At 62.3% G+C, this 12,946-nt stretch carries 13 protein-coding genes; 11 read left to right on the forward strand and 2 right to left on the reverse strand.

Translation table 11 applies throughout. The features are described from left to right. From J5Y06_RS12690 to J5Y06_RS12740, 11 genes are read left to right on the forward strand one after another with little or no spacing between them, the layout of a single operon-like run. Nucleotides 1–2,934 (forward strand): 4Fe-4S dicluster domain-containing protein, encoded by a 2,934-nt coding sequence (locus J5Y06_RS12690; RefSeq protein WP_342453419.1) that lies wholly within the window; start codon nucleotides 1–3, stop codon nucleotides 2,932–2,934. Beyond that, entirely contained in the window at nucleotides 2,934–4,322 is a 1,389-nt protein-coding gene (nrfD, locus tag J5Y06_RS12695) for an NrfD/PsrC family molybdoenzyme membrane anchor subunit (RefSeq protein ID WP_209335508.1), read from the forward strand. The genes J5Y06_RS12690 and nrfD overlap by 1 nt, the downstream gene beginning before the upstream one ends. Further along, entirely contained in the window at nucleotides 4,315–4,878 is a 564-nt protein-coding gene (locus tag J5Y06_RS12700; protein WP_209335509.1) for a DUF3341 domain-containing protein, read from the forward strand. The genes nrfD and J5Y06_RS12700 overlap by 8 nt, the downstream gene beginning before the upstream one ends. Then, nucleotides 4,875–5,411, forward strand: coding sequence for a c-type cytochrome (locus J5Y06_RS12705; RefSeq protein WP_209335510.1), 537 nt, complete (start codon nucleotides 4,875–4,877; stop codon nucleotides 5,409–5,411). The genes J5Y06_RS12700 and J5Y06_RS12705 overlap by 4 nt, the downstream gene beginning before the upstream one ends. Continuing rightward, nucleotides 5,401–6,432 carry a hypothetical protein gene (locus tag J5Y06_RS12710; protein ID WP_209335511.1) on the forward strand — a complete coding sequence of 344 codons (1,032 nt, stop codon included), beginning with the start codon at nucleotides 5,401–5,403 and terminating at the stop codon, nucleotides 6,430–6,432. Before J5Y06_RS12705 ends, J5Y06_RS12710 begins: the two co-directional genes overlap by 11 nt. After that, nucleotides 6,429–6,839 (forward strand): hypothetical protein, encoded by a 411-nt coding sequence (locus J5Y06_RS12715; protein WP_209335512.1) that lies wholly within the window; start codon nucleotides 6,429–6,431, stop codon nucleotides 6,837–6,839. The genes J5Y06_RS12710 and J5Y06_RS12715 overlap by 4 nt, the downstream gene beginning before the upstream one ends. Next, nucleotides 6,836–7,627, forward strand: a complete 792-nt coding sequence (locus J5Y06_RS12720; RefSeq protein WP_209335513.1) for an SCO family protein — start codon at nucleotides 6,836–6,838, stop codon at nucleotides 7,625–7,627. Before J5Y06_RS12715 ends, J5Y06_RS12720 begins: the two co-directional genes overlap by 4 nt. Further along, nucleotides 7,624–8,610: a cytochrome c oxidase subunit II gene (coxB, locus tag J5Y06_RS12725; RefSeq protein ID WP_209335514.1), complete on the forward strand. Its 987-nt coding sequence runs from the start codon at nucleotides 7,624–7,626 to the stop codon at nucleotides 8,608–8,610. The genes J5Y06_RS12720 and coxB overlap by 4 nt, the downstream gene beginning before the upstream one ends. Before the next feature lie 5 nt (nucleotides 8,611–8,615). Further along, nucleotides 8,616–10,280 (forward strand): cytochrome c oxidase subunit I, encoded by a 1,665-nt coding sequence (locus J5Y06_RS12730; protein WP_385931813.1) that lies wholly within the window; start codon nucleotides 8,616–8,618, stop codon nucleotides 10,278–10,280. Then, nucleotides 10,277–10,912: a cytochrome c oxidase subunit 3 gene (locus tag J5Y06_RS12735; RefSeq protein WP_209335515.1), complete on the forward strand. Its 636-nt coding sequence runs from the start codon at nucleotides 10,277–10,279 to the stop codon at nucleotides 10,910–10,912. The genes J5Y06_RS12730 and J5Y06_RS12735 overlap by 4 nt, the downstream gene beginning before the upstream one ends. Before the next feature lie 5 nt (nucleotides 10,913–10,917). After that, entirely contained in the window at nucleotides 10,918–11,181 is a 264-nt protein-coding gene (locus J5Y06_RS12740) for a cytochrome C oxidase subunit IV family protein (protein ID WP_209335516.1), read from the forward strand. Between the two features lie 72 nt (nucleotides 11,182–11,253). On the opposite strand, the gene J5Y06_RS12745 is transcribed toward J5Y06_RS12740, so the two are convergent. Continuing rightward, entirely contained in the window at nucleotides 11,254–12,015 is a 762-nt protein-coding gene (locus tag J5Y06_RS12745; RefSeq protein ID WP_209335581.1) for an SDR family NAD(P)-dependent oxidoreductase, read from the reverse strand. 27 nt (nucleotides 12,016–12,042) lie between these two features. Further along, nucleotides 12,043–12,168 (reverse strand): hypothetical protein, encoded by a 126-nt coding sequence (locus tag J5Y06_RS23305; RefSeq protein WP_280819035.1) that lies wholly within the window; start codon nucleotides 12,166–12,168, stop codon nucleotides 12,043–12,045. Between the last annotated feature and the right edge of the window lie 778 nt (nucleotides 12,169–12,946).

Raw genomic sequence — 12,946 nt, forward strand, 5'->3', positions numbered from 1 at the left:
GTGCAAAAGAAGCAAGCCGCTCCCCGTTCCGTTTTGCAGGACTTCGCCGAAGAGCGCAGCATGATTGCGCGTTTGAGCGCCGAGTTTCCCGCTTTGGCACCCGATGCGACTGGCATCAACCGCCGTTCCCTGTTGAAGGCGATGGGAGCCTCCCTCGCGCTGGCAGGCGTGGCCGGCTGCACCTCGCAGGCCGATGAAACGGCCATGCCTTACGTGGAGCAGCCTGAAGGCGAGACACCGGGCATCGCGCGTTGGTACGCCACGGCGACGTCCTTTGCCGGTTACGCACAGCCGGTGTTCGGCAAGACCTATTCCGGCCGGCCAGTGAAGCTCGAAGGCAATGCGCGCGATCAAGCGACCCGCGGGGCGATCGACCCCTTCACGCAAGCGGCCCTGCTTGGGCTTTATGATCCCCACCGCAGCCAAGCGCCGCGTTATCTCGGCCAGCCCGGCAGTTGGACCCGGTGGGAGCGCTGGAGCGTAGAGGAAGCAGCCAGGCTCGACCGGAATGGAGGTAACGGTCTGCGTTTCCTGACCGGCCGGGTAACGTCGCCTACCTTGCGGCGCCAGATGGCCAACCTGTTGCAGCGCTGGCCGAACGCGCGGTGGCATACGCACGAGCCCTTTTCCGCCGACGAAGCGCATGATGCGACGAGCGCCGTATTCGGGCGCCCGCTTGACCGACATCTGCGGCCCGACCGGGCGGACGTGATTGTAGCGCTGGACGATGACTTTCTCGGACCCGGCCCGTGGCAGGTGCGGCATGCCCGCGACTGGTCGGACAAGCGCAGGGCAATGCAGCAGGGCCAGGGTGAAAGCTGGATGGCGGTTGCCGAGCCCTTGCCAACGCTAACTGGGGTCACAGCCACACAGCGCCTGATTGCACACCACGACAAGGTTGCGCTGCTTGTCCGGGGCTTGGCCGCGCGCCTGGGGCTTGTCGAAAGCCCACCGATCCTTGAGGGTCAGGAAGCAGCCTGGCTCGACGAGGTTCACGCACGTCTGCAGGCAAGCCGCGGAACAAGCCTCGTTCTCGTGGGGCATACTCAGCCTACCGAAGTGCAGGCGCTAGGGCTGCTGATCAACGAGGCGTTGGGCAACTGGGGCCGCACGATCAGCTTCCGCACACCGGTGGCTGCCTTGGCACCGGAGGGCAACCGTTCGCTGCAAGTGCTCGTCGAGGAGATGCTGCAAGGGCGCGTGTCCACACTTGTCATGCTCGACACCGATCCCCTGGCCACGACACCTGCCGCACTCGAGTTTGGCGCGGCGCTGGCGAACGTGGAGGCCGCGGTGCATGCCGGCCTTTATGCCGACGAAACGGCAGCACTTTCGCATTGGCACCTGCCGATCGAGCATCCCCTGGAAAGCTGGACGGATCTGCGCGCGCCTGACGGGACGGTGACGGTGGTCCAGCCGCTGGTGAAGCCGTTCTGGTCCGTGCGCTCACAGCACGAAATCCTCGACAATCTCGCTGGACACCAGAACACGCTCGCTGGACACCAGAACACGCCTGCGCGCGCGATCGTGCAACAAAGCTGGCGTGCGGATTGGGGCGTCAACTTCGAAGAGCGCTGGGCGCAAGCGCTGCTTGACGGCTTTGTCGATGACACCGCGGAGCCGACGGTGGTACCGGCCGTTCAATCGCGCGCCGCGGCTTCAACTGCAGAAGCGGCTGAACCCGCCTTTGCCAGCGGTTTGACGCTTCTCGTGCGGCCGGATCCGACGATCTGGGATGGGCGCTATTCCGAAATCGCCTGGCTGCAGGAACTGCCCAAGCCGATCACCAAGATCACCTGGGGGAATGCCGTGCTGGTCAGTCCCGCTTTGGCGGCCGACCGCGGTCTTGCCAATGAAGACGCGGTGGAAGTTTTGGTTGATGGTCGATCGCTGCGCGGGCCGGTCTGGATCGTTCCGGGCCAGGACCCCGCGACGGTCGTCATCTTTGCTGGCGGCGGCCGCAGCGGAGGCCTCGCCGAAGGCTATGGCATCGACCCCATGCAGCTTCTCCCGGCAAACGGAAAAACTGTGGTTTCGGGTGTCGAACTGCGCCCAACAGGCGAACAGATGCCGGTAGCGACGACGCAGCCGCACCACGCGATGCATGGCCATGACTTCGTTCGGTCGGTGAAGCGCGAGGATCTCCCCGATCTCGAGCCAATGCTGGAAGAGCATCCGAGCTTTTATCCGGAACCCGATTGGAGTTCACCTTCCTGGGGCATGGCCATCGATCTCGATGTATGCATCGGCTGCAACGCCTGCGTGATCGCCTGCCAGTCGGAAAACAACATTCCCGTTGTCGGGAAGGAACTGGTGGCGCAAGGGCGCGAAATGCACTGGCTGCGCGTCGATCACTACCATGAAGGCCCGGTGCAGGAGCCGGACATGGCGTTCCAGCCCGTGCCCTGCATGCATTGCGAACAAGCGCCCTGCGAAATGGGCTGCCCAGTGAATGCCGCCGTCCATTCCTATGACGGGCTCAACCTGCAGGTTTACAACCGCTGCATCGGAACGCGCACCTGCTCGTCCTTCTGCCCCTACAAGGTGCGGCGCTTCAACTGGTTCGACTTCACGCAAGAAGACCCTGAATCGCTCCAGGCGATGCGCAACCCGGAAGTCACGGTGCGCCAGCGCGGCGTGATGGAAAAATGCACCTATTGCATCCAGCGCATCGCCAACACCCGCATCGAAGCGCAGAAGGAAGGACGCCCGATTGCCGATGGCGAGGTCGTCACCGCCTGCCAGGCGGCATGCCCGACCACGGCCATCACCTTCGGCAATGTTCTTGATCCCGACACGGTCGTTTCCCGCCAAAAGGCGCAGGCGCGCAATTACGCGCTTCTGGGCGAGTTGAACACACGCCCGCGCACCACCTACCTCGCCAAGATCTCGGATCGGGCAGAACCTGCGCCTCCATCGGAGATCAAGAGCTGATGGCGCAGGAGACCCAAGGCGCGGAAGGGACGCAACGCCTTGAACGCGGCGAGCACATCACCCGCGAAATCACGCGCATCCCGCAGAGGTTCCCGCCGGAACGCGTGTGGCTCGTTTGTTTTGCCGCATCGCTTTGCCTGCTCGCTTTGTTTGCCGTGTCGGCCTTCGTTTTGTTTCGCAACGGCGTCGGCATGTGGGGCAACAACATCCCCGTGAACTGGGGCCTCGCGATCTCCAACTACATCTTCTTCGTGGGCATCGGTCACGCCGGAACCCTCATTTCGGCCATGCTCCTGATCCTGAACGAGCATTGGCGCAACGCGCTGAACCGCTTCGCCGAAGCCATGACGCTGGTGGCGGTGATCTGCGCAGGGCTTTACCCGATCCTGCATCTCGGGCGTTACTGGCGCTTTTACTGGATGGCGCCTTATCCCAACACGATGGACCTGTGGCCGCAGTTCAAGAGCCCGCTGACTTGGGACTTCTTTGCGGTCCTGACCTACCTAATCGTGTCCCTGCTCTTTTGGTATATCGGGATCGTGCCCGACCTGGCGACCATGCGCGACCGATCAAAGAAGCGGCGCGGCCAGGTTCTTTATGGCATCTTCGCGCTGGGCTGGCGCGGTTCGGCCCGCCATTGGCAACGCTGGAACCAGGCCTACCGCGTCACCGCGGCCATTGCTGTGCCGCTGGTGGTCTCCGTTCACTCTGAAATCTCGCTCCTGTTCGCGGCCGGCCCGATTGCCGGCTGGACCTCAACCGTATTCCCGCCCTATTTCGTCATGGGCGCAGCGTTTTCCGGCTTTGCCGTGGTGTCGATGATTGCGATCGTGCTTCGTCACGCCTTCGGCCTGCATGACGTCGTGACCGATCGCCATCTCGATCTCCTCGCCAAGCTCCTGCTTGCATGCGGGTTGATGACCAGCTTCGGCTATGTCGCGGAAGCGTTTGACGCGCTGTATTCCGGCGAAGACTATGATGTGCAAACGCTGGTGGATCGCCTTAGCGGGCAATATGCCTGGAGCTATTGGGGCGCCGTGATCCTCAACTTCGTGCCGCTACAACTCCTTTGGTGGAAAGCGGTGCGGCAAAAGCCGGTGGTGCTGTTTGTTGTCGGCGGCTGCGTCGTGGTCGGCATGTGGCTCGAGCGCTACATGCTTCTCGTCACCACGCTTTACCGCGATTACCTCGTATCGTCTTACGGCGAATACCACGCAAGCTTCTGGGAATGGTCGCTATTTGCCGGCATGCTCGGCGTCTTCTTCACGCCGTTCCTCCTTTTCGTGCGCTACCTGCCGATGATCTCGGCCTTTGAAATCAAGGAAGCGCTGTTCGAGGATCGGGGCGAGCGGAAAGGCAAAGCGGGAGGGGCCAGCGTTCATGCTTGAACCCAACGCAACCGAGCACGAGACCTTCGGCGTTCTGGCGGAATTTCCGACCGCCGAAGCATTGATCGACGCCACGAAGGCTGCGCGTGAAGCAGGCTACCGGCAGATTGACGCCTACACGCCCTTTCCGGTTGAAGACGTTTGGAAAGCGCTTGAGGTCAAGGACAACCGCGTTCTTTGGCTGACGCTGGCGGGCGGCGTTCTGGGTGCCGCCGGTGGCTATGGTCTTCAGGTCTACACCAACCTCGCCTATCCCATCATCGTCGGCAGCCGGCCCCTCGTGGCGCCGCAAGCCTTTATGCTGATAACCTTCGAGATGATGGTGCTGGGCGCGGTGCTCGCCGGCATCTTCGGCATGCTTGTTCTGAACCGATTGCCGCGCCTGAACCATCCCGTGTTCGATGCCGAGCATTTCGGATTCGGCGGCAAGGATCGCTTCTTTCTGATCGTGTTCGGCAACGATCCGAAATTCGACGAGCAAAGCGTGCGCGGCTTTTTCGATGCGTCCGGTGCATCTGGTATCCAGACCATCGAGCATGCGGAGGAACCGCAATGAGGCCGTGGTCGGTTGCTCTTCTCGCCGGCGTGCTTCTGTCCGGCTGCAACGAGATGGGCCGCCAACCGCGCTATGACAGTTCCGAGCCGAGCCGGCTGTTTGCCGACGGCAAGTCGCTGCAAAGCGCGCCCGAAGGCACTGTGGCCCAGGATGCGCCCGCCCGCCTGGCTGCCCTAACAACGCGGCCTCCGATGTCGGCAGCCCTTCTGCAACGCGGCCAGGAACGCTACGCCATCAACTGCGTGCCGTGCCATGACCTGGCGGGGGATGGTCATGGAACAGTGCCGGCGCGAGGCTTTCCGCAACCGCCGAGCTTTCACGAACCGCGCCTCGTTGCAGCCAACAGCGCCTACTTCGTCGATGTGATCACCTACGGTCATGGCGTGATGTATTCCTATGCCGCGCGGGTGGAGCCGGCCGATCGCTGGGCCATCGCCGCTTATGTCCGCGCCTTGCAGCTGGCGCGCCGCGCACCGGCGGATGCGCTCAGCAACGCCGACCGTCAGGCGCTTGGAGGCGGCAATGGCAGCTGAGGTCGCCCGCATGCCCTTTCGGCTGCCGCGCCTCGGTTGGCTTGCCCTGGCCGGTGCGGCCTTGTGGTGCGTGCTGGCGGTGATCTGGCCGAGTGCCTTTTTGCGCGGCTGGCTCGCCGTTGTGTTTCTGGTGAGCGGAAGCGCGGTCGGCACGCTGGTTCTTTGCGCCATGATGCAGCTTATTCCCGGCCTATGGGACGAGGAACTGGAGCCAAGTGCGCAACGTGTTGCGGCATTCACCCCGTTCGCGGCGCTGCTGTTCCTGCCGATCCTGATCGGCGCTGGTTGGCTTTATCCTTGGGAGGCATCGGGGGGCAAAGGCGCGTTCCGCGAGGTCTGGATGATGCCGTTTTTCTGGGGCACGCGCGCCATTCTGTTCTGGCTGTTTGCCGCCGGGTACGGCTTGATCCTGCAAAAAAACAAAGCGAGCCCGTCCGTTGTGGTCACCGGACTGATCCTGCTCATCCTGTTTTTTATTCCGATCGCCGTCGACTGGTTCCTGTTTCTGGATCCGGAAGCGCATTTTTCGGGCTTTGCCCTGACGGTGCTGGCGAGCTTTTTCCTTAACGCACTTTGCGTCAGCATCCTTCTGGCACTGGTTTTGGGCACTCCCATGAAGCGGCCGGAGATCCTGGGCAGCCTGCTTTTGGCGGCGCTGCTGAGTTGGGCCTATTTCGGGTTCATGCAATATTTCATCACCTGGTCGGACAACCTGCCCTTTGGCGTGCACTGGTACGAACGGCGCGCGGTCGGCGCCTGGGGCTTGATCGAAATGATGATGGTGGCGCTCCATCTCCTGCCCTTGCTGTTGTTGTTATTTGGTCCGGTCCGGCGCGGTGTTGGCTGGATCAGCGGCTTGTGTTGCGTTGTTTTGGCGGGGTCCGCGCTGGAAGCCCTTTGGCTGGTTGTGCCCGGTGAAACCCGCCAGACCCTGGCCATGTTGGCTGCCTTGCTGGCGGCAGGCGTGTTTGGCTGTGCCGCTTCGAGCGTCTGGTCGATCAGGCACAAGGGGGCTGCATGACGGAGGTCGCCAAAGCCGAACCGCAAGGTTCGCAAGCGCAAGGCGCGCCACACGCGCATTACGAACCGGACCAACTGCCGGCGCGAAAAGTGCTGATAGCGGCTGGCGGTGTTTTTGCAGGCATCGCTGTCGCGGTCGGCGTCGTTTCCGGCCTTTTTGCGATCTTCGGCTGGCTCCATCCCATAGCCCCCGCCGAGCCGATCCAACGCCTTGAGCAACCCACCGTCGGACCGGATCTGCAAACCACACGCAACGGAGAGCGTGCCGCAATTGAAGCGCGTGCGCTGGCCGAGCTTGCACGTTACCACTGGGCCGACAACACCCACGCTTATGCGCAGGTGCCGATCGACCGCGCCATGGAAATCCTTGCCGAGCAAGGCTGGCCCGATGGGGAAGCGACCCCATGAGGTGGCTTGCTCTCCTGCTCAGCCTTTTCGCCGCAGCACCGGCATTGGCCCTGTTTGATCCTTTCGCGGCCACGGGGATCGACAATCGTGCAGGCGCGTCGGTTCCCCTCGACGGCACCTTCTTGCAAGCATCCGGCACACCGATCACGCTGCGGGAACTCTCCGAAGGCAAGCCGCTCGTGCTGGTCCCCGTTGTGCATGATTGCCCCAACATCTGCGGCACGACCCTACGCGGCGTGGCTGATTCCATCGAGCAGATCCGGTTTGTTCCCGGGCGCGATTTCACCCTGGTTGCTTTCGGCATCGACCCTCGTGAACAGCCCGCGGCCGCCCAACGCAATCTCGACGAGCTCGGGCGCTCGGCAAGGCAGCTCGTCGAATCGGGCGGCATTCACGCGCTGACCGGCGCGGAGGGCACGATCCGCGCGGTGACCTATGCCATGGGATTCCGCTACGCCTTCAACCCGGATGCAGACCAATACGCACATCTCGCGGCCACGGCGGTCTTGACGCCTGACGGACGCCTGTCGCGCTGGCTTTACGGCTTGGCGCCCGATCCCACCGACCTGCGCCTGGCGCTGACAGAAGCCGGCGATGGCCAGGTCGGCTCCTTCGCTGACCAGCTGCTGCTGCTTTGCTACCATTACGACCCGGTGACCGGCCAATATGGGTCCACGATCTGGACGATCCTGCGAACCGGCGGGGTCGTTTCGGCAGCCTTGCTGTTCGGCTTCATCGGCGTGGCGCTTCGGCGCGAACGCAAGACCGTCCGGAGCGACGCGCCTTGAGCGGCTTTCTTCCCTTCTGGCCCGAACAGGCCTCCGCCTATGCCGCTTCCGTGGACCGACTGGTGCTGGCTTTTTCAGCGCTGATCATCGTTCTTTCCGCGCCAGTTTTCCTTTTGATCATCGCCTTTGCGATCAAGTACCGGCGCGGCAAGCCGGCGGACCGCTCCCATCCCATGAACCGAAATGTGTGGGTGGAAACATCGTGGGCGGTGATCCCGTTTCTGCTGATCCTGATCTTCTATGTCTGGTCGACCCAGCTGTATTTCGGGTTGCATCGTCCGCCTGCCGACGCGCTGGAAATCGAGGTCGTTGCCAAGCAGTGGATGTGGAAGTTCCAGCACGCAGGCGGCCAAGGCGAGATCAACGAGTTGCATGTGCCGACCGGCACCAACATCAAGCTCAACATGATCTCGCAGGATGTCATCCATTCCTTGTACCTGCCGGTTCTCCGCATCAAGCAGGATGTGCTCCCCGGCCGCTACACGACGCTCTGGTTCAATGCCGACAAGCCCGGCACCTACCGGATGACCTGCGCCGAATTTTGCGGCACCGACCACTCGGTGATGGGCGGCAGCATCGTGGTGCAGGAGCCCGACGGCTTTTCGCTGTGGCTGGAAACATCTGCCACCGACAGCACGCTGGCCGCCCAGGGCGCTGCCCTGTTTCGGCGCTTCGGCTGTTCCGGCTGCCATGAGCCGCATTCGAGCGTCCGAGCGCCGTCGCTCGCCGGCATCTATGGCCAACCCGTGGCGTTGAACAACGGCACCGCCGTCATTGCTGACGCGCAGTATATCCGCGACTCGATCCTGCTGCCGAACGCACAGGTGGCCGCCGGCTATGCCCCGATCATGCCGACCTTCGCGAACGTCGCAACCGAGTCCGACCTGATCGCGCTGACCGCCTATATCCAGTCGCTGGCGACAGATAATAGCCGCTCGGCCCCGATACCCACCAACATCGCGCCAGAAGGAACTGCCCCTTGAGCGCGCTGAGTAAAACCAGCGAAGATGGCTCGATCATCGGTCTGGAACACGAGCCCGCGGGCGAAACCCGACATGAGCGCGAAAGCTACCTGCGTGCGGGCCACACGCTGCGCTCCTGGCTGTTGACCACCGACCACAAGCGCATCGCCCTGCTTTATCTGGTTTCGGTGACCTTCTTCTTTTTCATCGGCGGCTTGGCGGCGGCGATCATGCGGGTGGATCTGCTCACGCCGGAAGCCGATCTCCTCACCAACGAAGGCTATAACCGCGCCTTCACGCTGCACGGCGTGATCATGGTGTGGTTCTTCCTGATCCCGTCGATCCCCAACGTGTTTGGCAATTTCCTGATCCCGCTGATGATCGGCGCGCGCGACCTCGCCTTTCCGCGGCTCAATCTCCTGTCGTGGTATATCTACTGGCTCGGCGGCCTGTTTACGCTCTGGGTGCTCGTATCGGGCGGCGTGGACACCGGCTGGACCTTCTACACGCCGCTGTCCTCGATGTTTGCGCAAGGCAATGTCGTGATGGCGGCGACGGCCGTCTTCATTGTTGGCTTTTCATCGATCCTGACAGGGCTGAACTTCATCGTCACCATCCATACGATGCGGGCCCCGGGCATGCATTGGGGTCGGCTGCCGCTATTTGTATGGTCGCACTATGCGACCTCCGTGATCCTTGTTCTGGCAACGCCCGTTCTGACGGTGACACTGGCACTGATCGCAGCCGAGCGCCTGTTCGGCCTGGGGATCTTCGATCCCGCGCTTGGCGGCGATCCACTGTTGTACCAGCACCTGTTCTGGTTCTACTCGCATCCGGCCGTATACATCATGGTGCTGCCCGGCCTTGCCGTCGTAAGCGAGCTGGTGGCAGCCGCCGCCCGCAAGCCGGTGTTCGGCTATTGGTTCGTGGCCTATTCCTCCATCGCCATTGCGGCGATCGGCTTCCTCGTCTGGGCCCACCACATGTTTGTGTCCGGCATGTCGATGTATGCCGGGGCCGTGTTCTCGTTTCTAAGCCTGGTGGTCGCCGTGCCGTCCGGCATCAAGGTCTACAACTGGACCGCGACCTTGTGGAAAGGCCACATTTCGCTCGACCCGCCCTTCCTGTTCGCGATGGGCTTTATCGGCTTGTTCGTGGTCGGTGGCCTGACGGGGCTGATCCTCGCCATGCTCGCGGTGGATGTGCATGTGCACGACACCTACTTCGTGGTGGCCCATTTCCACTACATCATGGTGGGCGGAACGGTGTCGGCCTATTTCGGCGCCCTCCACTTCTGGTGGCCAAAGATGACCGGGCGGCTTTACCCCGTTTTCTGGGGGCGCGTCACGGCGGTGATGATCTTTGTCGGCTTCAACCTCACCTTCTTTCCGCAGTTCATCCTCGGCTTCCTCGGCATGCCGCGGCGCTACCATGTCTACGATCAGCAGTTTCAGGTGCTTCACGTTCTTTCGTCGACAGGCGCCACCATTCTCGGCTTCGCCTATCTTTTTCCACTGATCTACCTGCTTTACGCCTTGCGTCACGGAACACCCGCTTCCGCCAATCCGTGGGACGTGACTGGACTGGAATGGACGGTTCCTTCACCGCCGCCGAAGCACAATTTCGAGCGCATTCCGCTGGTGACACGGAAGCCCTATGACTACGAAGTTGAGAAGGAAGAACAGTCATGAGCCGCGCTGCTGCCAGCCCGCCGCTCGTTCCACCTGCCAAACAGGAGCATGATGCGACCCTGTTTGGCATGGGCATCTTTCTTGCCAGCGAATTTCTTCTGTTTGGGGGCTTGTTCACGATCCTGGTGTTCTACCGCATCGTGCATGGGCACGAGGTGGTGGAGGCGTCCAAGGAGCTCCATCTCTGGATCGGGGCGCTCAACACCGTCGTGCTTTTGACCTCGAGCCTTGCCGCTGCGCTGGCCGCAAAAAGCGCCAAGGATGGCGACCAACGACTGACGCAACGGCTGCTTTTGGCCGCCGCGGCGCTGGGCGCGGTGTTTCTCGTGATCAAGGCGGGCGAATATAGCCTTGAATACGGTGACGGAATGCTGCCGGTGCCCGGCGGCGGAGGTCAGCTGGTTGAACCCCTCAGCCGCCTCTTCATGAACATTTATCTTGTGGCCACAGGGCTGCATGCCGTTCACCTGACGATCGGCATCGGCCTTTTCGTGTTCACCGCTTTCCGGATCTGGCATCGCTCGATCCGGCTCCCGCAAGACCAGCTCTCCATTGTCGTGCCGACGCTTTACTGGCACCTCGTGGATATCGTCTGGATCTTTTTGTATCCCGCGCTTTACCTTCAGCGGTGACACGGATGCCCGGTTTACGAGCCCTGCTCCCCGTTTACGTCGCGCTTTTGGCGCTGCTGGCGACCACTCTGGGCGCCAGCTACCTGCCGCTTGGCGGCTGGAGTCCCGTGGTGAGCACGGCGGTTGCGCTTGCAAAGGCGGCTCTGATCGCCGGGTTCTTCATGGAACTGCGGCTGGAGGGCGCGGCTCTGCGCCTTGCCGTGTTTGCCGGCCTGTTCATGTGCGCGATCCTGCTTGTGATGAGTTCCGTCGATCCGTTGACACGGTAAAGCAGACCGTGGACATCTCGTGGCGATTGCAGGTGCTTTGGCGCTGGCCGATGCCTGCGCTGTCCAAATTGGTCATCGCGAAAGCTTGACCGCGCGGCCAAGCGTGTAGCCGCCGTCGATGGTCATGAGTTGTCCTGTCATCTTGGTGGCGTCGCAAGCAAGAAAGATGGCGCCGGCCGCGATCTCTTCCGGTGAAGAGATGTCGCCCAGCGCCGAGGCTTCGGCAAAGCCCCGCGCAACGCCGGCAAATGCCTCCTTGCCAAGCCCGTCCTTCATCCAGCGCGAACTGATCATGCCCGGCAGCACAGCATTGACGCGCACCTTCGGTGCAAGCAGACGCGCCAATGCGAGCGTCATGCTGTTCAGCGCGCCCTTGGACGCGATGTAGGCCAGCGAGCTGCCATTGCCGGTCGGACCAGCGATGGACGAAATATTGACCACCGCGCCCTTGTTGCTGCGCGTCAGGTGCTCGGATGCGGCGCGGACCATCTGGTAGGTGCCGACGACATTGACATCGAAGACGCGGTGAAAGTCCTCGGAATTCTGCGCTTGGAGGTTGGCGAGCGCGGTGAACTGCGTGGTTCCGGCCGAATTGATCAGGATGTCCAGCCGACCCCAGCGTTCCACGACCTCCGACACCATGCGGCGGCAATCCGCGTCATCGGCCACGCTGCCCTGGATGGCGAGGGCATCGGCACCGGCCTCTTTCAGCGCCGCCACGGTTGCTTCTGCTTCGGCAGCGCTGCGGCTGTAATTCACCGCCACATGATAACCGCGCTCCGCCAGCATCGCGGCCGCAGCCGCACCGACACCCGTTCCTCCGCCGGTGATCAGCGCGACGCCTGCCCTGCCATTAAATGGTCAAAGCCCCATGTAAGCGGCCTGAATGGCCGGATCGCCCACAAGTTCGGCGGAAGCCCCGTTTCGCACGAACCGCCCATGGTCTAGTACATAGGCTCGATCGGAGACTTCCAGTGCTTCCTGCACGTTCTACTCGACGAGGACGACGGTGAGGTACGAACAGGCTTCAACTTCAAAGGCATTAGCTTCAACGCGAGAATTTCAGACAAATAACCCATAGGCGGGATGAGATAGCGCGACGAGTGACCGCCACGGTGACTGTGAGAAATCCCCGCGAATCACCACCAAATGGACCGCAAAACCCGTTCTTGATCCCAGGTCGGTGCGCGAAGTGTTGCGCGTGCTGGAAGCAGAAGGGCTCATCACGACGCGTCCCGGGCGCTCCGGCGGCGGCTCTATAACCGTTCAGCTTCCGGGCCGCGGCTCGGTGGCTCCCTCTATGCAGCTCTTCGTCCGAAGCCACTTGACCCGGCTGAAAGCCATTGAGGCTCGCGACGCAAAAGGAGCTGCGGCGGGCATGGAAAAACACGGGTCGGCTTACGCTGATGTTATGCGCAGCAAGCTCATGACCAAGATCGCGGCAGCCTAACCAGGCAAACACGGAACGCTGTTCTCGGGCGCCAGGAGCGACTGAACGCACACGACACCAACAAACGAAAAAGCCGCTGGGGATTTCACCCAACGGCTCCAGCATTCCTCGCTTTCCAAACGCCAGTACATCCGTGGTCGAACATCCAGCGAGGGCTCCGCGCGTCGACCATCTTGTGTGGGATGCGCGTTCGCAATCTCCATATGGGAACACCTCCAACCCCTTTCAAGCGGCACGGCTGAAATGCGGTCTCAAATTTAGGCGGAACCTGCACGGGGCATCAGCATTGTTTCGCCCAAGCAGGCAATTCGCAGA

This window comes from Tianweitania sediminis, from assembly GCF_017813335.1.
Classification (GTDB): domain Bacteria; phylum Pseudomonadota; class Alphaproteobacteria; order Rhizobiales; family Rhizobiaceae; genus Tianweitania; species Tianweitania sediminis.

What these genes read in the sequence shown, in the direction of transcription:
- nrfD (WP_209335508.1), top strand. Translation starts at nt 2,934, where the DNA reads ATGGCGCAGGAGACCCAAGGCGCGGAAGGGACGCAACGCCTTGAACGC.
- J5Y06_RS12700 (WP_209335509.1), top strand. Translation starts at nt 4,315, where the DNA reads ATGCTTGAACCCAACGCAACCGAGCACGAGACCTTCGGCGTTCTGGCG.
- J5Y06_RS12705 (WP_209335510.1), top strand. Translation starts at nt 4,875, where the DNA reads ATGAGGCCGTGGTCGGTTGCTCTTCTCGCCGGCGTGCTTCTGTCCGGC.
- J5Y06_RS12710 (WP_209335511.1), top strand. Translation starts at nt 5,401, where the DNA reads ATGGCAGCTGAGGTCGCCCGCATGCCCTTTCGGCTGCCGCGCCTCGGT.
- J5Y06_RS12715 (WP_209335512.1), top strand. Translation starts at nt 6,429, where the DNA reads ATGACGGAGGTCGCCAAAGCCGAACCGCAAGGTTCGCAAGCGCAAGGC.
- J5Y06_RS12720 (WP_209335513.1), top strand. Translation starts at nt 6,836, where the DNA reads ATGAGGTGGCTTGCTCTCCTGCTCAGCCTTTTCGCCGCAGCACCGGCA.
- J5Y06_RS12735 (WP_209335515.1), top strand. Translation starts at nt 10,277, where the DNA reads ATGAGCCGCGCTGCTGCCAGCCCGCCGCTCGTTCCACCTGCCAAACAG.
- J5Y06_RS12740 (WP_209335516.1), top strand. Translation starts at nt 10,918, where the DNA reads ATGCCCGGTTTACGAGCCCTGCTCCCCGTTTACGTCGCGCTTTTGGCG.